This is a genomic window from Noviherbaspirillum denitrificans (assembly GCF_002211445.1).
Taxonomy (GTDB): Bacteria; Pseudomonadota; Gammaproteobacteria; order Burkholderiales; family Burkholderiaceae_D; genus Noviherbaspirillum; species Noviherbaspirillum denitrificans.
Genome location: NZ_LSTO01000001.1, coordinates 2303219 through 2321387, shown reverse-complemented (window position 1 = coordinate 2321387; position 18169 = coordinate 2303219). Strand labels below are relative to the sequence as shown.

Annotated in this window: 18 protein-coding genes and 1 pseudogene; 13 read left to right on the top strand and 6 right to left on the bottom strand. The window is 61.4% G+C overall.

The annotated features are described in order from the left end of the window. The 3 genes and pseudogenes from AYR66_RS29530 to AYR66_RS11335 all read left to right on the top strand — a co-directional run. Nucleotides 1–274, top strand: a pseudogene (locus tag AYR66_RS29530) (hypothetical protein); the annotation flags it as partial. Nucleotides 275–552: 278 nt separating this feature from the next. Beyond that, nucleotides 553–2268: a sensor domain-containing diguanylate cyclase gene (locus tag AYR66_RS11340; protein WP_170942121.1), complete on the top strand. Its 1716-nt coding sequence runs from the start codon at nucleotides 553–555 to the stop codon at nucleotides 2266–2268. 88 nt (nucleotides 2269–2356) lie between these two features. Then, nucleotides 2357–5386: an EAL domain-containing protein gene (locus tag AYR66_RS11335; protein ID WP_088707579.1), complete on the top strand. Its 3030-nt coding sequence runs from the start codon at nucleotides 2357–2359 to the stop codon at nucleotides 5384–5386. Here the strand turns inward: AYR66_RS11335 and AYR66_RS11330 are convergent. After that, nucleotides 5383–7119 carry a RecQ family ATP-dependent DNA helicase gene (locus tag AYR66_RS11330; RefSeq protein ID WP_088707578.1) on the bottom strand — a complete coding sequence of 579 codons (1737 nt, stop codon included), beginning with the start codon at nucleotides 7117–7119 and terminating at the stop codon, nucleotides 5383–5385. The genes AYR66_RS11335 and AYR66_RS11330 overlap by 4 nt on opposite strands. A 253-nt stretch (nucleotides 7120–7372) precedes the next feature. Between AYR66_RS11330 and AYR66_RS11325 the strand changes: the two genes are divergently transcribed. Next, nucleotides 7373–7576, top strand: a complete 204-nt coding sequence (locus AYR66_RS11325; RefSeq protein ID WP_088707577.1) for a cold-shock protein — start codon at nucleotides 7373–7375, stop codon at nucleotides 7574–7576. 167 nt (nucleotides 7577–7743) lie between these two features. Then, complete coding sequence (locus tag AYR66_RS11320; RefSeq protein WP_088707576.1) at nucleotides 7744–9084, top strand: methyl-accepting chemotaxis protein; 1341 nt, start codon at nucleotides 7744–7746, stop codon at nucleotides 9082–9084. Nucleotides 9085–9136: 52 nt separating this feature from the next. Here the strand turns inward: AYR66_RS11320 and AYR66_RS11315 are convergent, their stop codons facing one another. Further along, a complete protein-coding gene (locus AYR66_RS11315) occupies nucleotides 9137–9604 on the bottom strand; it encodes a cache domain-containing protein (protein WP_088707575.1) in 468 nt (155 codons plus the stop codon). A 150-nt stretch (nucleotides 9605–9754) separates the two neighbouring features. Further along, a complete protein-coding gene (locus AYR66_RS11310; RefSeq protein WP_088707574.1) occupies nucleotides 9755–10657 on the bottom strand; it encodes a LysR family transcriptional regulator in 903 nt (300 codons plus the stop codon). A gap of 114 nt (nucleotides 10658–10771) precedes the next feature. On the opposite strand from AYR66_RS11310, the gene AYR66_RS11305 reads away from it, so the two are divergent. From AYR66_RS11305 to AYR66_RS11290, 4 genes are read left to right on the top strand one after another with little or no spacing between them, the layout of a single operon-like run. Then, nucleotides 10772–11458 (top strand): haloacid dehalogenase type II, encoded by a 687-nt coding sequence (locus AYR66_RS11305; protein ID WP_088707573.1) that lies wholly within the window; start codon nucleotides 10772–10774, stop codon nucleotides 11456–11458. Beyond that, a complete protein-coding gene (locus AYR66_RS11300; RefSeq protein WP_088707572.1) occupies nucleotides 11455–12213 on the top strand; it encodes a sulfite exporter TauE/SafE family protein in 759 nt (252 codons plus the stop codon). Before AYR66_RS11305 ends, AYR66_RS11300 begins: the two co-directional genes overlap by 4 nt. A gap of 60 nt (nucleotides 12214–12273) precedes the next feature. Beyond that, complete coding sequence (locus tag AYR66_RS11295; protein WP_088707571.1) at nucleotides 12274–12498, top strand: AbrB/MazE/SpoVT family DNA-binding domain-containing protein; 225 nt, start codon at nucleotides 12274–12276, stop codon at nucleotides 12496–12498. Continuing rightward, nucleotides 12495–12869, top strand: a complete 375-nt coding sequence (locus AYR66_RS11290) for a type II toxin-antitoxin system death-on-curing family toxin (RefSeq protein WP_088707570.1) — start codon at nucleotides 12495–12497, stop codon at nucleotides 12867–12869. The genes AYR66_RS11295 and AYR66_RS11290 overlap by 4 nt, the downstream gene beginning before the upstream one ends. On the opposite strand, the gene AYR66_RS11285 is transcribed toward AYR66_RS11290, so the two are convergent. Then, nucleotides 12866–13468: a MarC family protein gene (locus AYR66_RS11285; protein ID WP_088707569.1), complete on the bottom strand. Its 603-nt coding sequence runs from the start codon at nucleotides 13466–13468 to the stop codon at nucleotides 12866–12868. The genes AYR66_RS11290 and AYR66_RS11285 overlap by 4 nt on opposite strands. 107 nt (nucleotides 13469–13575) lie before the next feature. On the opposite strand from AYR66_RS11285, the gene AYR66_RS11280 reads away from it, so the two are divergent. Beyond that, the gene (locus AYR66_RS11280) at nucleotides 13576–15840 is read left to right on the top strand and encodes a xanthine dehydrogenase family protein molybdopterin-binding subunit (RefSeq protein ID WP_088707568.1); all 2265 of its coding nucleotides are present in this window, start codon (nucleotides 13576–13578) and stop codon (nucleotides 15838–15840) included. On the opposite strand, the gene AYR66_RS11275 is transcribed toward AYR66_RS11280, so the two are convergent. Continuing rightward, complete coding sequence (locus tag AYR66_RS11275; RefSeq protein WP_088707567.1) at nucleotides 15829–16227, bottom strand: thioredoxin family protein; 399 nt, start codon at nucleotides 16225–16227, stop codon at nucleotides 15829–15831. The genes AYR66_RS11280 and AYR66_RS11275 overlap by 12 nt on opposite strands. An 88-nt stretch (nucleotides 16228–16315) precedes the next feature. Next, complete coding sequence (locus AYR66_RS11270; RefSeq protein WP_088707566.1) at nucleotides 16316–16513, bottom strand: YjfB family protein; 198 nt, start codon at nucleotides 16511–16513, stop codon at nucleotides 16316–16318. Between the two features lie 79 nt (nucleotides 16514–16592). Between AYR66_RS11270 and tsaB the strand changes: the two genes are divergently transcribed. The 3 genes from tsaB to AYR66_RS29985 all read left to right on the top strand — a co-directional run. After that, on the top strand, nucleotides 16593–17273 hold the full coding sequence (tsaB, locus tag AYR66_RS11265; protein ID WP_088707565.1) for a tRNA (adenosine(37)-N6)-threonylcarbamoyltransferase complex dimerization subunit type 1 TsaB: 681 nt from the start codon (nucleotides 16593–16595) through the stop codon (nucleotides 17271–17273). Beyond that, nucleotides 17270–17761 carry a ribosomal protein S18-alanine N-acetyltransferase gene (gene rimI, locus AYR66_RS11260; RefSeq protein ID WP_234814880.1) on the top strand — a complete coding sequence of 164 codons (492 nt, stop codon included), beginning with the start codon at nucleotides 17270–17272 and terminating at the stop codon, nucleotides 17759–17761. Before tsaB ends, rimI begins: the two co-directional genes overlap by 4 nt. Next, nucleotides 17758–18169, top strand: a 412-nt coding sequence (locus AYR66_RS29985; RefSeq protein WP_272938337.1) for a uracil-DNA glycosylase, incomplete at its 3' end; no start/stop codon positions are given. The genes rimI and AYR66_RS29985, both read left to right, overlap by 4 nt.

Here is an 18169-nt window from a genome sequence, read left to right as displayed (position 1 = left end):
CGAACTGCCTGTGCCGCTCGTGCTTCCGGTCGTGCTGCCTGTCGTACCAGCCGTCGAGCTGGGCGGGGTTGGAGCGGTAGCGCTGCTGGGCGAACCCGTGCTGCCGGCCGTGCCGCTGCTGGCGGTGCCGCTGGTCGACCCTGCCGTACCCGTGCTGCCGGCGCCAGCGCCAGCACTGCCCGAATCCTTGTTGCACGCGCCAAGACTCAATGTGGCGACAAGCGCCGCGAGCAATACTGAATATTTCATATCGGTTCCTCTCAAGAAAATATAGTTGTAGAACCCGCTTCCACCCGTTTCGCAACGTTGATCGGGCTCCAATATTGCGTTCTCGGCTAGTTTGAGAAAGCGGACATGGTTAAGTGCCTGAGCCGAGTTTGATAAATCTCAATGACGATATGTTTATTTCAATACGTGCATCGGCCATCAGGAATGTCCGTGGTGGCTTGTTGTCTATCGGTAATTTATTGCTCTGCGGATATATAATGCGGCAAAAAAGAACATAAAAACGCGACCGGAGCCTTCCACATGGCCTCGGTTATTCGAGGGACCATGAACAATTCTTCATTGCGGCGGCAACTGGTACTGCCGTACGTGCTTCTTGTGCTATTCGTTTCCGCGGCCATCGCCTGGGTGTCGTACCAGGCGGGGGAGACGGCCGTCGCAACGCTTTCGCGCCGAGTCCTCGGCGACATGTCCAGTCGCATCAGCAGCGCGACCGAGCAGCATCTGGCGGGTGCAATTACCGCGCTGAACGCGGTCGACCCCGACCCCGGCATGCTGCCGCGTCCGCAAGCTTTTACCATGCATATGGCCACGCTGGAGGAGCGCTTGTGGATTGCCAGCGGCTTGTTCACGGATGTCAGCAACTACGTCTATTTCGGTGGCGCGGACGGCAGCTTCATGGGTGTCAAGCGGGTCAACAGGGATTTTGTCGAACTGCTGCTGCGCGAGCCTGGCGCTGCGAAACGGCAGATCCATTCCGTCCATGGTCCGGGCGACCGCGGGCGAATCATTCGCACCGACGATTACGATCCGCGCCAGCGCCCGTGGTACGGGGTGGCGGCACAAAAAAATGCGCCGGTCTGGTCGCCCGTCTACAGCGACTATACGACCCGCGAGCCGACGATTACCCTGGCGCGCGCGGTCTACGGTCCGGACCGCCGGCTGGCCGGCGTGATTGCCACTGACGTCACCCTCAAGGTGCTCACGGATTTCCTGCGCACGCTGAAGGTCAGCTCCAACGGCATGGCTTTCGTGATGGACGCGCAGGGCTACGTGATCGCTACCTCGGGCAACGAGCTGCCGTTCCGGATGGTCAATGGCGTGCCGTCACGCCTGCGGGTCGACGAGTTGACCGCCCCGCTGATCCGCGAAGCATCCGCCCGCGTGCTCGAATGGAAAAAGGATGCAACCGCCACGTCAGCCCCTTTGTCGGTCGAGTCCACCGCCGGCTCAGGCATGCTGGACATTGCCGCCAGCCTTACGGGGCAGCAGTTCGGCCTGGACTGGACAACCGTCGTGGTTGTGCCGCGCTCGGACTTCATGGGCGGCGTGAGCAGCAGCTTCATCCAGGGCATGGCGATTGCCGTCATGTGCGTCGTGGTCGCGCTGGTTCTCGGCCTGTCCATCCTCAACCGGGTGCTGCGCGACATTCGCGTGCTGACCGAAGCGGCCAGGAAGATTGGCGACGGCGAGCCTCTGCCACAGCTCAACATCCGGCGCCGAGACGAGATCGGCCAACTGGCGCTGTCCTTCTCCGAGATGGAGTACAACCTGCGCATCGACAAGCTGACCGCGGTCTTCAACCGTGCCTCGCTGATCGCCCAGATCGCGTCGCTGCGCCGGCAGCTGGAGCAGAAGACGGGAGACCGGCCGAACTTTGCGTTGCTCTTCATCGACCTCGACCATTTCAAAAAAATCAACGACCAGCATGGGCATGGCGCCGGGGACAGGATGCTGGTGACGGTCGCCTCCCGCCTCAAGGAATCGGTGCGGGTGACCGACGTGGTGGCACGCTATGGCGGCGACGAATTCGTGGTCCTGCTCAAGGGCGTGACGGACGCCAACGACGTGGTTGCCATGGCGGAAAAGATCCGCTGCATCGTCGAGGAGCCGGTCATGCTCGACCATGGCAAGGCGTGTGTGGGCGCATCCATTGGCTGGGCGCTGTTTCCGGAAGACGGCGAGGATGTCGACGCGCTGCTGAAAATCGCCGACAAGCGGATGTTCAATACCAAGCGCATCCGCAAGGCGGTAAGGATATAGGGCGAATGGGCTAGTTCCTGACGGCAATTTCCCTTCCTGGAAAAAACAGTCATACTGATTAGAGAACCATTAAAAAGCTGGGGACCTTATGGCGGACGATCTCGCTCCGCATCTACCTGATTCCAAGGCAGGCGCAGAGCTGCCGGGGTCGACGATCAGCCGGAAGATTGCAATAGTCTTCTCGGTCATCCTTGTATTCGCGGTTGCCAACCTGATGGTTGTGCGGGTCATGCTGGACAACGTCAACGGTGTGGCCGAGACGGTCAGTGTCGCCGGCAAGCTGCGCATGCTCAGCCAGAAAATCGCTTTCGAGGCGAGCAAGGCCATGCAGCTGCCCGGAGCGGGAAAGGCTGGCGTCCAGGCTGCGATGAACGACTTCGATACCGCCCTCAAGGCGCTTGCCGGGGGCGGGGAAGCCTTCGGCTACCGCATCGAGATGCTGTCACAGCCGCACCTCGCCCGGCTCGATGCCATCCGGGCCGACTGGCGCCTCTACCGCAGCGAGGTCGAGGCGGTATTGCAGGGACATGCTTCCGAAGGCTCGACCTTGCGGATCACCGACGGCGCCGCCCGCGTCCTGGCCGATGCTGAATCGCTGGTCGGCTCGCTGACAGAGGCCGCCAGCCGGGAGCAGGAACGGGCGCTCATGAAGATGCATGCGCTGCTCCTGCTCGATGCGCTGGTGCTGGCTGCCGTGTTCGTGCTTGTACGCAAGCGCATTGTGCAGCCGCTGCGCGAACTGGCAGAGCGCAGCGACGATCTGGCCTCGGGCAACTACCATGTAAGCGTCGACTGCAACAGCAACGACGAGATCGGCATGCTTGCCGGCCGCTTCAATGATTCCGCGCGGCGCATCGGTGAACTCATCAACCGTATCGATCAGGAGCGCCTGAGCCTGCAACAGGCGGAATCCATGTTCCGCGGATTCGCCGAGAACTCCGTCGTCGGGGTTTACATTGCCCAGCATGGACGTTTTCGGTTCGTTAATCCCAAGATGGCGCAGATCTTCGGCTACACACCCGAGGAAATGACCGCAGCCGTTGCCGTCTACGACCTGGTTGTCGACAGCGACCGCGGCATCGTCGAGGAAAACGTGCAGCGCAGGCTGCGCGGCGAGATCAACGAAGTGCATTACGAGCGCCGCGCGCGCCGCAAGGACGGCACGCTGTTCGATGTCGAAGTCTTCGGCTCGACCATGCAGATCGACGGCGAGAACGCGACCATCGGCATCATGCTCGACATCTCCGAGCGCAAACGGCTCGACCTCGCATTGCGCGCGCTGAGCGCGAGCAACCAGGCGCTGGTGCGCGCGACCGACGAGACGGCGCTGCTGACCGAGATCTGCCAGATCTTCCGGGATATCAGCGGCTTCCCCTTCGCCTGGGTCGGTTTTGCCGAAGACGGCGCGGAACGGAAGGTCCGGCCTGCGGCGATGGCCGAGGTGGAGGAGGGCGCACTCGTCGCGACCCTCAACCATGTGACCTGGGGTAATGAGCCGACAGCAAGGGGGGTGACCGGCACTGCGATCCGCGAGGGCCGGGTCGCGGTCGTGCATGACATGCAGACTGGCGCGGTGCATGCGCCCTGGCGCGAGTTCATGGTCCGTCACCGGATCGTGTCCGCCATGTCGCTGCCACTGAAAGCCGGTAACGCGATCCTCGGGGCGTTGACGATCTATTCGCACGAGGCGAATGCCTTCGGACCGGATGAGGTGCGCGTGGCGGAAGAGCTGGCCGACAACCTTGCCTACGGCATCACTGCATTGCGTGCCGAAGCTGCCCGCCGCAAGTATGCGCAGCAGCTCGAATACCACGCGGGCCACGACATCCTCACCGGGCTGCCCAATCGTGCGCTGCTGCAGGATCGGTTGAACCAGGCGATTGCCTATGCGTCGCGCTATTGCTACTCGGTGTGGGTGCTGTTCGTCGACCTCGATCGTTTCAAGTTCGTCAACGACAGCCTGGGGCACAAGGCAGGCGACATCGTTCTCAACTCGGTCGCCGCACGGCTGCAGGCAGCGGTACGTGAATCGGATACCGTCGCCCGCCTTGGCGGCGACGAATTCGTGCTGGTGCTGCCGGAACGCCTCGACGAACGGCTCACTACCACCGTCGTCCAGCGCATCATGGACGCGGTGGCGGAACCGCTGGTGGTCGACGGCCACGAATTCTTCCTCGGCTGCAGTACGGGCGTGGCGGTGTACCCCACGGACGGCGACGATCCCGAAACACTGATCAAGAACGCCGATATCGCCATGTACCGCGCCAAGGAAAGCGGGCGCAACAACTTCCAGTTCTACACCGCGGCAATGAACGAGCGCCTGCTCGAGCGCCTGCGCATCGAAAGCGACCTGCGCAATGCGCTGGAGCGCAACGAATTCGTCCTGCATTACCAGCCGCAGATCGACCTGGAAACCGGCCGCACAGTCGGCATGGAAGCGCTGATCCGCTGGCAGCATCCATCGCTGGGCATGATTCCGCCGCTGCGCTTTATCGGATTGGCTGAAGAGACCGGGCTGATCGTGCCGATCGGGGAATGGGTGCTGCGCACCGCCTGCGCCCAGGCAGCGGCATGGCAGCGTGCGGGCCTCGGTCCGTTGCGCGTGGGCGTCAACCTGTCGGCGCGCCAGTTCGCGCAACACGACCTTGTGAACGTGATTGCCGGAACGCTGCAGGAAACCGGACTTGCGCCGCACCTGCTCGAACTGGAACTGACGGAGAGCCTGGTGATGACCGACGTCGATCGCGCGATCGGCCTGCTGGGCGAACTCAAGGCGCTGGGCGTGCAGCTTTCGCTCGACGATTTCGGCACCGGGCATTCCAGCCTGTCCTACCTCAAGCGCCTGCCGATCGACGCCCTCAAGATCGACCAGTCCTTCGTGCGCGATATCACCTTGACGCCGGACGATGCGGCCATCGTGGCATCGATCATCTCGCTCGCGCACAACCTGCGGCGCCACGTGATCGCGGAAGGCGTGGAAACGCACGAGCAGCTGATCTACCTGCAGAACCACGGCTGCAATGAAATGCAGGGCTACTACTTCAGCAAGCCCGTTCCGCCGGACGTGTTCGAACGCCTGCTGCGCCAGGACACCCGCACCCCGGCGTCGACGAACTAGGACCGTTCGACGTAGCTGCGCAAAAAGGTGCGTTTGCTGCTGTCGGGGAAGCGAAGCGTGACCTTGTCACCCTCGACGGACACCACCTGTCCTTCACCGTATTTCGGCACCTTGACCGTCGCGCCAGCCTGCAACGTGTTCGCAGGCGCTTGCACGGCACGCGTCAACTGCTGGCGCGGATGCTCCGGACTTAGGGCCTGCTCCGGCGGCTGCCTGCAGTTGTCGCATACGCCGCAGCGGGACCAGCTGCTGTGCTCGCCGAAATATTCCAGCAACACTTTCCAGCGGCAGAAACCGGTTTGGGCATAGAACACCATGCGCTCCAGCGCCGCGTGGTCGCGCGCGCTCTTGTCGCGGTAGGTGTGCACGAGTTCCTTCAATTCCTTCGGCTTCACGCGCTGGCGCAGGAGGTGGTAATCCAGCTTGTCATCCTGTTCCAGCAGGCCGCCATCCTTCAACAGCTTGAGCGCTACCTGCAGCCGGGTATCGGATACCCCGTCCAGGTGCGCCTGCACCCGCGCCAGGGACACGGCATGCTGCTCCGGTGACAGCGCCTGCAGGGCGGCATAGACCGCGCCAAGGTCGTCTGCGCCCGGATAACGCCGTGCCAGAAAAAATTGCTGCACCTGCTTGTCCTTCGCATGGAAGAGCAGGATGCAGTCGGCATCTTCTCCATCGCGCCCGGCGCGCCCGGACTCCTGATAGTAGGCTTCAAGGTTCGCCGGTATCTGGTAATGGATCACGAAGCGGATGTCGCTCTTGTCGATACCCATGCCGAACGCGTTGGTGGCGACCATGATGCGGCTGGCGCCGCTCATGAAGTCATCCTGGTTCTGGTGGCGCGCCTTGGCCGCCAGTTGGCCGTGATAGAAGGTAACGCTTTCACCGGCCTCACGAAGTGCAGCGTGCACTTCCTCGACTGCCTTCACGGTCGCCGTGTAAATGATGCCCGAGCCTTCCGCCTCGCGTGCAAGCGCAAGGGCGAGCGAAAGTTTCTCCTGCTCGCTGGTAGCGGTTACCACCCGGTAGTGCAGATTTGACCGATAGATACCGGTATTAATGACATGCATGTCCGGCAAGCCGAGCTGTTTGCCGATGTCTTCGATGACGTTGCTGGTAGCGGTTGCCGTGAGCGCCAGTACCGGCGGGTTGCCAAGCGCATCGATCACCGCGCCGAGATGCAGGTAAGCCGGGCGGAAATCATGTCCCCAGTGGGAAATGCAGTGCGCTTCATCGATCACGAACAGGCTCACGCGGCTCTCGCGCACCGTGGCAAGGAAGTCGGGATCGGACAGCCGTTCCGGCGTGGCGAAAATGAATTCCGTGTCTTCCTGCCGGATGCTCTCGAGGACCGATTCTTCTTCCCGCGTACTGAGCGTGCTGTTGACTTCAGCAGCCGGGACACCGGCGGTTTCGAGCTTGCCGGCCTGGTCCTTCATCAGCGAAATCAGTGGCGAGACGACGACCGTCACGCCCGGCATTTTCAACGCAGGGAGCTGGTAGCAGAGGGACTTGCCTGCGCCTGTCGGCATGATGGCCAGCGTGTTATTTCCCTGAAGTACGCTTTCGATGACTTCCCGCTGGCCGGGCCGCAGCTGGCGGATCCCGAAGGTATCCTGCAGGGTCCTTTGCAATGCCTTGTCGCCTGCTACCACCTTGAGGGCGGCAGGGCGGCGGGCGGGCGTGGAAGGTTCGTCGCCCGGTGTGTCCGGGTTGGGTGAAGTGGCGTGCATGATGATGTTGCGTTGGATGGGGAAAGGATTCGTTGTCCTTCATGCACCAAGCATGCCAGCGGGCGCTGGGAGATATGTGAAGATTGTTGATAAAAAAGTGCAATCAAGATAATTCACCGCTTTTCAAAATATGCAGTACAATCGACTTCCAATTGAAGTTTGAACTAGTAGTGTGCAGTATTGCTCTGTCATTTCTTTCTGCTTCAAGAAACACCCGGGCGAAAGCCCATTCAACTGTAATTAAGGAAATGTCATGGCAACTGGCACTGTCAAATGGTTCAACGATGCAAAAGGTTTTGGTTTCATTACTCCGGATGAAGGCGGCGAAGATCTGTTCGCGCACTTCTCCGCGATCCAATCCAACGGCTTCAAGTCGCTGAAGGAAAACCAGCGTGTTTCCTTCGAAGTGACTACCGGCCCGAAGGGCAAGCAAGCATCGGCAATTCAGCCGCTGTAAGCTGAACCGGTTCTGAAGAAATGCCGTCCAGTGGAAACACTGGACGGCATTTTTGTTTGGGCGATCGGTTTTGTGCAAGTTGCTCAAATGCATCTTCTCCATCCATGCAGGCAAATGTCGGTGTACGATGCACCTGCAAACAAATTTAAAAAAACTATGGGGGAGAGATGTTCAAATTCGGAAAGGCAATGCATGAGCCGGAAATTCGCCAGGAGCCGCCGGCAGTCGATCTCGAACGTGTCGTAGGCGGTATCGCCCATGAGGCGGCCGGCATCGGCAAGGAATCGGCCGAACTCAACGGCCTGATCGATGACCTCGCCGCACTGAGCGGCCGACAAGCGGAAACCTTCAAGGCCCTTGCGGACGAGATCGGCGCCATGGTGCGCGCCAACCACGAGATCGAGGCCGTCACCAAGGCCAGCACCGAATCGGTCCGCCGCGCACGCAAGACGGTCGAACAGATCGGCCAGGGCGTGATTGCGGTGACGGACAACCTGTCCGAAGTCGCCGATGCCGCCAACGAGATTACCCAGATCGCCCTGCAGACCCGACTTGTCGCCTTCAACGCATCCGTCGAAGCCAAGCGTGCCGGCGAGGCAGGACGCGGTTTTGCCGTGGTCGCTGACGCGGTGCGCGACCTTGCCGCCAAGGTGGAACAGTCGTCCAAGCTCATCATGAGCACCGTCACCCAGCTCGATGCCCGCATCAAGACGTTGGCTGACGACATCCAGTCCAAGGGCCAGGCCAGTGGAGGAAAGGGGGGCACTTTCGATGCCGCTGTTTCCGAAGTCGAGCGCGGCGTTGCCGAGATCGCGGATGCGGCGCAACACAACCTCGCCAGCTGTGCCGGCGTACTCGATTCCGTGAAAGGCCTGTCCAACCAGGTGGACAATACGGCAACGGCACTGCAAAACGCACGCAAGCGCGCCGAGGGCTTCCTGTCGCTCTCCGAATCCCTGATTGAAATGGCGGCTGAAAGCGGCGTGCGAACTGAGGACACGCCCTTCATCGAAGCAGTGACTGCGGCAGGCCAACGCATCACTACACTGTTCGAAGAAGGCATACGTGGCGGGACACTGTCGATGGCAGACCTGTTTGACGAACACCACCAGCCGATTCCCGGCACCAACCCCGAGCAGTTCATGGCCCGCTTCACGCCATACTGCGACAAGATGTTGCCGGACGTGCTTGAAAAATTGCTGACGCTGTCACCGAAGGTAGTTTTCAGTGTTGCCACCGACCGCAAGGGCTACATCCCCACGCACAACCGCAAGTTTTCCAAGCCGCAAGGCGGCGATCCCCTCTGGAACCAGGCCAATTCGCGCAACCGCCGCTTCTTCGTCGGCCGTACTGAATGGGCTGCGATCAACAACCGCAAACCCTTCCTGCTGCAGACGTACCGGCGCGACATGGGCGGTGGGAATTTCGCCGTGATGAAGGACCTGTCGGTTCCGCTCTTCGTCAACGGCAAGCACTGGGGCGCACTGCGCGTCGGCTACCAGTTCTGAGTGCACAATGAAAAACGGCCACCGCGAGGTGGCCGTTTTCACATCTGCCGGATTATTGCTTGTAGATCCCGGCGCCGACGATCAAGTCGTCCACCTTTTCCACATAGCTCGACTTCGCCTCGACGGCCTTGGTGACCGGGTTCGGCCACTTGTAATCGAACCAGCCGCCGTTCTTGGTGCCGAGCAGGTCGATAAAGCCCTTGATGATGTACTTGCCGTCTGCGTCGCGCAGGTCCATGAGGTTCTTGCCATTCATCTTGGAAGCGTTGCCGTTGCCGATCGCCATGTTCGTGCCCTTCATGTCATACACGAAGATATACAGGTCACGGTCGACGAACTGGCCCTTCGGATCGTTGATCGCGGCGAAGGCCTTTTCCTTGCCGTTGGCCTTGATGTAGGCGACGGCTTTCTTGACGAGGGCAGTGGCTTCTTCCGCCGTGGCGCGTTCCGCCGCTACCGCCGACGAGCTGACGAAGCCAGCGAATGCCAGCAATGCAAGTCCTTTGAACAAGGCTTTCATGTGAGATCTCCTTCCATTTGTGTGAATGCCGCAGGAAGCGGTCCTGTCGATTCTAGCTATTTCCAAGAGGAAATGGGCGCTAATTCTTTCATGTGGCTTTTCGCGCATGGGTGAAAAACCTGCATGTCAGGGATGAAAGACTTGCATCGGTTACTTGCGCCAATAGCCCGACTGGCCATAGGCATGGCGGAGGAAGTCGACAAAGGCGCGGATGCGCAGCGGAAGATGGCGCCGCTGGGCGAACACGGCGTAGATGTCGTTGCCAGGCGCGGCAAACTCGTCCAGCACGGTAACGAGCTGGCCCGTTTCGATCGCGTTGCCGACTTCCCACATCGAGCGCCAGGCCAGACCCTTGCCGGACAGGGCCCAGTCATGCAGCACCGCGCCGTCATTGCAGACCATGTTGCCGGCGACCTTCAGCGTGACATTCTTGCCATTGTGACGGAAGGTCCAGCCGCGCTGGCTGCCTTCGCTGCTCATGGCGAGACAATTGTGCCGGGCGAGGTCGTCGAGCGATGCCGGCGCGCCATGCCGCTTGACATAGGCGGGCGAGGCTACCACCACGCGCTTGTTGTCGGCCAGTTTCACGCCGATCAGGCTGGAGTCGGACAGCGCGGCAATCCGGATGGCGACGTCGATGCCTTCGCCGATCAGGTCGACCACGCGGTCGTTGAGGTTGAGCGTGACGCTGACATTGCCGTGCAGGGCAAGGAAGGAGGGGATGAGCGGCGCCACGTGCTGCCGTCCGAAGCCGGCGGGTGCCGAGATCAGCAGATGGCCACTGGCGCGGGCGCTGCGCTCCGAGACGGCGCTTTCGGCTTCCTCCAGTTCGGCCAGGATGCGCTGGCAATCCTCGAGAAAGGCCACGCCTTCGTTCGTCAGCGCGATCTTGCGTGTGGTGCGCTGCAGCAGCTTCACGCCCAGCCGTTCTTCCAGCGCATCCAGCCGGCGCCCGATCATTGCCGGTGCGATGCCTTCGGCGCGTGCGGCAGCGGTGAGGCTGCCCTTGGCAGCCACTTCGACGAATGTGGAAATCTGCTTGAATTGATCCATGTTCGGACGATATTGAATCTGATACTAAAACGCAATAATAAAGTGATTTTTTGTTTTGTTTATGTGTATTTCCATTGCATATACTCGAAGCCTGTTGAATCCGTTCCACCATTCATGAGCATTCAAGCCATCGCCTTCGACGCCTACGGTACCCTGTTCGACGTGTACTCCATCGGCGAACTGGCGGAAAAGCTGTTCCCGCAACGCGGAGCGGCCCTCGCCGAGCTGTGGCGCGACAAGCAGATTGAATACACGCGCCTGCGCACCATGTGCGCCACCTACAAGCCATTCTGGGAGGTGACGCAGGACGCGCTCGTCTTCAGCTGCAAGAAGCTTGGCCTGGACCTGACCCTCGACGCGCAGAACAGCCTGATGGGACAGTACGCCAAGCTGAAGGCTTTCCCGGAAAACCTCGGTGTGCTGCAAGATTTGCAGGGCATGGGCCTGAAGATGGCCATCCTTTCCAACGGTAATCCGCAGATGCTGGAAGCCGTGGTCGACGCCAACGGCATGCACGGCATCTTCAACCATATCCTGTCGGTGGATGCGGTGAAAAAGTACAAGACCGCGCCGGAAGCCTATCAACTGGCGCCAGACGTGTTCGGCCTGTCGGCAAAGAACATCCTCTTCGTGTCGAGCAACTGCTGGGATGCCTGTGGGGCAACCTGGTTCGGCTACACCACCTTCTGGGTCAACCGCGCGAATGCGCCGCTGGAAGAACTCGGCGTGACGCCGGATGCCACCGGACGTGACATGACGGCGCTTCTTGAGTATGTCCGCCAATCGAGGGAGGCGAAATGACGGCATGGCAGGTCGCGCTGGTCGGCATCGCTGCCTTTTGCGCAGGCGCCATGAACTCGGTGGCCGGCGGCGGCACCTTCTTTTCCTTCCCGGCCTTGCTGGCGGCGGGCGTGCCGCCGGTTGCGGCCAACGCCAGCAACTCGGTCGCCCTGTGGCCGGCCAGCCTGTCCGGAGCCTGGGCTTATCGGACGGAACTGGCGCGCTACAAGCGCTATCTGGTGCCAATGGGCATCGTATCCTTCATCGGCGGCATCGGCGGCGGCCTGCTTCTGCTGTCGACCAAGGATGCGACCTTCTCCAAGCTGATTCCATGGCTGCTGCTGTTTGCCACGGTACTGTTTGCCTTTTCCGGCCGCATCTCTGCAATGCTGCGCGGTGCTGAGGCGGCCAAGCCCGGTAATTCACCGGCTTCACTGGCAGGGCAGGCGGTGGTGTCGGTCTACGGCGGATTTTTCGGCGCCGGCATGGGCATCCTTATGCTGGCCAGCCTGGCGATGGCCGGTCATGACGACGTGCACGAAATCAATGCCATCAAGAACCTGCTGTCGGCGATTATCTACAGCGTCACGGTGCTGACCTTCGTGGTCGCGGGCGCGGTGGACTGGCCGTACACGCTCATCATGCTGGCCACCGCGACGCTAGGCGGATACTGGGGTGCGAGCATTGCCCGCAAGATCCCCGCGATCTGGCTGCGGCGTTTCATCATCGTCGTCGGCTTCACGCTGACTGCTTTCTATTTCTATAAAACTATCTAGTTTTGCTTTCCCTTGGGCGTTGACTAACATGTACTGAAGACCCGCTCTGGCAGGGAAGTCATGCATGCATTGAAACTCATCGCTCTCGGCGACGCACTAGGCGTGGTACTCCCGCGCGAAGTGCTTGCCAAGCTCAAGCGTGGCCCGGGCGGCACGGTGTACCTGACCGAGACCGCCGACGGCCTGCTCCTGACCTCCAACCATCCTGCGATACAGGAACAGGTGGATGCCGGTCGGGCGTTTGTCGAGGACTACAAGGACGCGCTGCGCGCGCTGTCGGGATGAACCTGTTCTGCGTCGAACCCGATGCCTTGCTCCTGCTGCACGAAGAAAGCCTCGGGGAGCAGGGCGCCAATTCCGGGCCGTGCGACGATGCGTTGCTCGAAGCTGCCCTGTCGCATCCGCTCCACCTGGCCGTCGCCCGGCCTGTCGACATCGCCGATGTTGCGGCAGCCTATGCCTGCGGCATTCTCCGCTACCGTCCGTTCGCGGTCGGCAATGAGCGCGTCGCGCTGCTGGCGATGGGACTGTTCCTGTACCTGAACGACTGGCGACTCGAAGCCCCGCCGCAGGAAGCGGCCGATGTCATCTGGCAGACCAGTGCGGCTATCCTTGACGAACCCGGGCTGGCCAACTGGGTGCGCAGTTATCTCTAGACCAGCGACTTCACGTACGCGCGGATCCCCGCCAGCAGCATCTCCACCGCCATTGCCGTCAGGATCAATCCCATCAAGCGTTCGAACGCGGTCATGACGCGCGGGCCGAGGACGCGCTGCATGCGCTCCGCGCTCAGCAGGACTGCCAGCCAGACCACCGCCACCAGGGACAGAACGCCCACATGCAAGGCCATTTCCTTCGCGCTGTTCGACGAGAACAGCAGCACGGTCACCAGTGCGGAGGGGCCGGCCAGCGCCGGGATCGCCAGCGGCACGATGAAGGGTTCGCTGTCTGCTTCGCCGTCGCCGAACACGCCACCCGGTTGCGGAAACACCATCCGCAAGGCAATCAGGAACAGGATCACGCCACCGCCGATGCGCAGCGCGATGTCGCTCAACTGCAGCGCGGCCAGGAAATGGCGGCCGAAAAACATGAACAGCAGGAGCAGCACGAAAGCGATCGCGCATTCGCGCACGACGACACGCCCGCGGCGTTCAGCCGGCACGCCTGCAAGGGCACTCACGAACAGCGGCACATTGCCGAAAGGATCGGTGACGAGGAGCAGGAGGATGAAGGACTGGAAAAAATTCTCGGTCATGTTCTTCTTGGAATTTATAGAGTAAACGCTCGACATTGCTGCGAGACAGGTGAATCGGCAGTCGGCTAGGATGCCACAGGAAACACCGAAGAATATACGGAGACTCGATGCCGCCTGCCGAATCGAAGAACACGCCCATAAACCCCTCCCGCCGCCGTTTCTTGCTCGGCGGCCTCGGCGTCACCGGCGCGCTCATCATCGGCTGGGGCCTGATGCCCCCGCGCCAGCGTCTTGATCCGGACTATCCCTTTCCGGCACAGGAAGGCGAGGTGCGCCTCAACGGATGGATCAAGCTTGGCCCCGATGGCACCGTGACGGTGGCGATGCCCCAGTGCGAAATGGGGCAGGGCGTCTACACCGCGCTGCCCATGCTGGTAGCGGAAGAGCTAGATGTTCCCCTTTCCTCGGTGACGCTCGAGCGTGCGCCGATCGACAAGATTTTTGGCAATGTTGCCGCGATTCAGGACGGCCTGCCTTTCCATCCGGATGGCGCTGGAACGTTCAAGGACGCCGTCATTTGGCTCACTGGCAAGACAGCGCGGGAACTCGGGTTGATGATCACAGGCGGCTCTTCCTCCGTGAAGGATGCCTGGGGACCGATGCGCGAGGCAGGCGCGACTGCACGCGCCATGCTGGTGACGGCCTCTGCCAAGGAATGGGGCGTGCAGCCTGCACAGTGCCGGACTGAAAACGGCATGGTGTTCCATGGCGAAAAAAAGGCTTCCTATGCCGAGCTGGCTGCGAGGGCGGTCCACAGTACGCCGGACAACATCCGCCTGAAGGACCCGAAAGACTTCCGCCTCATCGGCAAGCCGCAGCCGCGCCGCGATTCGGCAGCAAAAGTCAACGGCACCGCGGTCTTTGGTCTCGATCCGAGACCAGAGGGGCTGCTTTACGCTGCCGTGAAGATGAGTCCGACCATTGGCGGCACGGTCAGAAAAGTTGATGGAGATGCGGTGAAGGGCATGCCGGGTGTCGTCCGCGTAGTCGACTTTTCCGGTGCGGCACCCGGCATGGCCGGCGTGGCAGTTATCGCCGCATCCCTATGGCAGGCAAGGAAGGCGACCGATGCGCTTCCTGTCGACTGGGATCCGGGACCGAATGCTTCGCTATCAACGGACGGCGTTTTCCGCGAACTCTCCTCACAGCTCGACAGCGATGCCGGCTTCACGTACCACCAGTCAGGCGAACCCGATCCCGGCCGCACAGCAGTGAAGCAGCTCAGCGCCGAGTACCGTGCACCTTTCCTTGCCCACGCCACGATGGAGCCCGTCAATTGCACTGCGCAGGTCAAAGACGGCAAGGTGACGCTATGGGCATCGACCCAGGTGCCGAGCATTGCCGCCGATACCGCGGCCCGCGTTGCCGGAGTCAACCGCGATGACGTGACAGTCAACGTGACCTATATCGGCGGCGGCCTGGGACGGCGCCTCGAAGTCGAAATGATCGCGCAGGGTGTCGCCATCGCGGCGCAGGCCGGTGGAAAGCCGGTCCAGGTCATCTGGAGCAGGGAACAGGATATCGCACACGATTTCTTCCGTCCGGCCGCACTCGCGCGCTTTTCAGCGTCGCTCGACAACGCCGGCAATGTCGTCGCCTATGAGAACAGGATTGCTTCCGGCGCCATTGCGCACCAGGTCCTGGCGCGGACTTTCGGTCTGATCGGTGCGGGGCCGGACAAGACGACCGCGGAAGGCGCCTTCGACATGCCCTACGAATTCGCGCACCAGAAGATAGCCCACGTTACTGTGCCGACACCTGTGCCGATCGGCTATTGGCGCTCGGTCGGCCATTCGCACAATGCCTTTTTCAAGGAGAGCTTCGTCGACGAGTTGGCGCATGCGGCGGGCAGGGAGCCGGTTGAATTTCGCCGCAGCCTGTTGCAGCGGCATCCGCGACACCTTGCAGTGCTCGACACAGCGATCGCGAAAGCCGGCAAGCCGGCGCCCGGACGCGCGCATGGCGTCGCGCTGCATCCATCCTTCGGCTCCATCGTGGCGCAGGTTGTGGAAGTATCGGTGGAGGGAACGGAGATCCGGGTGCACAAGGTGACGTGCGTCATCGATTGCGGACTCCCCGTCAATCCAAACATCATTGCGCAGCAGATGGAGTCGGGCGTGGTCTTCGGACTGAGTGCAGCGCTGTTCGGCGAGGTCACGATCAAGGATGGAATGGTCGAACAGAAAAATTTCCACGACTATCCGGTGCTGCGCATGAACCAGGTACCGCATGTCGAAACGATCGTGATGAAGAGTGCGGAACCGCCGCAAGGTGTGGGAGAACCGGGGACACCGCCGATTGCGCCCGCAGTGGCCAATGCCGTATTCGCACTGACCGGCAAGCGCCTGCGCAGCCTGCCGTTACGCCTTTAGCAGGGTGAGGAGATTGCAGGTCTGCTGCCACTCGGCGCGAGGCTCGCCGCCACCGCTCTCGGCCTGCGCCTGGATCAGCCGGTCGGCAATCTTCAGGTCGGGCAGCACGGTGCCGAAGAAGGCGACTTTGGAGCCGCGCTGAATGAGCAGCGTCGGAAAATTCTCGACGTCGATGTCGCCGATGAAATCCGCCTGATCTTCAATGTCGATCCAGAGGAAACGCTTGTCCGGATGCTGTTCCGACAATTGGTCGAAACCGCTGCGGTAACCGCGGCAGGTATCGCACCACGCTGCACACAGGCAGGCGACAATCCAGGCATCCTGCTCAAGCCATTCGGCGAGCTGGTGACGGTTGTTGTTGTCGAGAGTGATGCTGTTCGCGGACATGGGCGGCGCACGGATTAAAACGGGAGCTTATTGTAAGGGAAGGCGCGCCGTGATGCTTGCCGCGCAAGGCGGCAGTAGAGAAACTTGTTCAGGCCGTCGTGTTGATATTCTGGCCAAGGTGAGGGGGGAGGTTGACGCCGGTTGCAGGCGGCAGCGCTTCCAGCATTGCTGCAGCGCTGGAGGCCTGGATATCCATGGCTTTCTTCATCACCGCAATGCCGATGGCCTGATTCGTTTCGTTTGTTGCAAGTGTCGTTGCCAGTTGGGCGATTTGCCGGACTTCCATGATTGCCTCCGCTTCAGTCGTAATGTTAACGGCAGCGCCGACACGCAATTTAGGGTGGCCGTCACGGTAAAATAGCGGCATGCCTACGATTCTTGCCATCGAAACATCGTCCGAGCTCGCGTCGGTCGCGTTATTGCATCACGGACAACTGATTTCCCATGAAGCCGCCGGCGTGCAGACGCATTCGCAAACCGTGCTGCCGATGGTGCAGGCGTTGCTTGCGCAAGCCGGCATTCCATTGACCGGCTGCGATGCCATCGCCTTTGGCGCGGGGCCTGGTTCGTTCACTGGTGTCCGCACAGCATGCGGCGTCGCGCAGGGACTGGCTTTCGGCGCCGGCCTGCCCGTCGTTCCCGTCGTGACACTGCTCGCGATGGCTGCCGCTTGTCGCGATGTTTCCGGCGCCACGGATATCCTCGCCGTGCTCGATGCGCGCATGGAAGAAGTCTACTGGGCGCAGTATCGTTTCCACGACGGCTGGCAATCGGTCACGCAGCCAACCCTGTCAGCGGCCACCGGCGTGAAGGTGGAGGGAACTGCCATTGCTTGCGGTAACGGCCTGTCGGCCTATGCGTCCGCATTCGATGCATGGAAGGGCAGCATGCCTGAAATCGTCCCTCATGCAGGCGCCATCGCCCGTCTTGCGGAGGCAGAGTTCGCTGCCGGCCGAGCCGTGCAGGCGCATGAGGCGCAACCCCTCTATCTCCGCAACAAGGTCGCGCTGACGACGGCCGAGCGCTTGGCGAAGGTGTCCACATGAGCGCAATCCACAAACTCGTTGCGCAATCGCCCACATTGTCCTCCCTGCAATTCGCTCGCATGCAGGTGAGCGATTTGCCGAATGTGCTGGTCATTGAAAACGACGTTTACCCCCATCCTTGGACACGAGGAAATTTCCTCGACTCGCTCTACAGCGGTTACGAGGCGTGGACCTTGCGCGAGACGGATGGCGCATTGGCTGGCTATTTCCTGGTGATGCTGGCGGTCGATGAAGCGCACCTGCTCAACATCAGCGTGCGCCGCGACTTGCACGGCAAGGGCGTGGGCCGCCTGCAACTCGACAAGATCGTTGCCGTGACAAAGGAAAAGTCCATGACGTCCATCCTGCTCGAGGTGCGGCCCAGCAACCACCGCGCGCTTGCCGTGTACAAGCAATACGGATTCGAGCAGATCGGTGTGCGCAAGGGATACTATCCGGCTGCCGACAACACGCGTGAAGATGCCATCGTGATGAGGTTTCACCTATGACCCTGGAACGCCGGGCCGTCTTTCTTGAAGAAATGGGTATCGGGCCGCTGTGGCAGCGGCGCGATGTTCCCGAAATTGCTGACGTGCCGACAGTGGTCGTTGAGCCTGTCGACGTTGTCGACGCATTTGACGCGGCCGACCCCGTTGCTGTCTTCGATGCACCTCCGCCTGTCGCTGATGCGCCGCCGGCTAATGCAGTCGCCTCCATGGACTGGATACAGCTCAAGGAAAGCGTCGCCGGTTGCGTGAAGTGCGGCCTGTGCAAGGGCCGCACCAAGACCGTGTTCGGCGTCGGCGACGAGAAGGCGAAATGGCTGTTCATCGGCGAAGGCCCGGGCCGAAACGAGGACCAGACCGGCGAACCTTTTGTCGGGCCGGCGGGTAAGCTGCTCGACAACATGCTGAAGT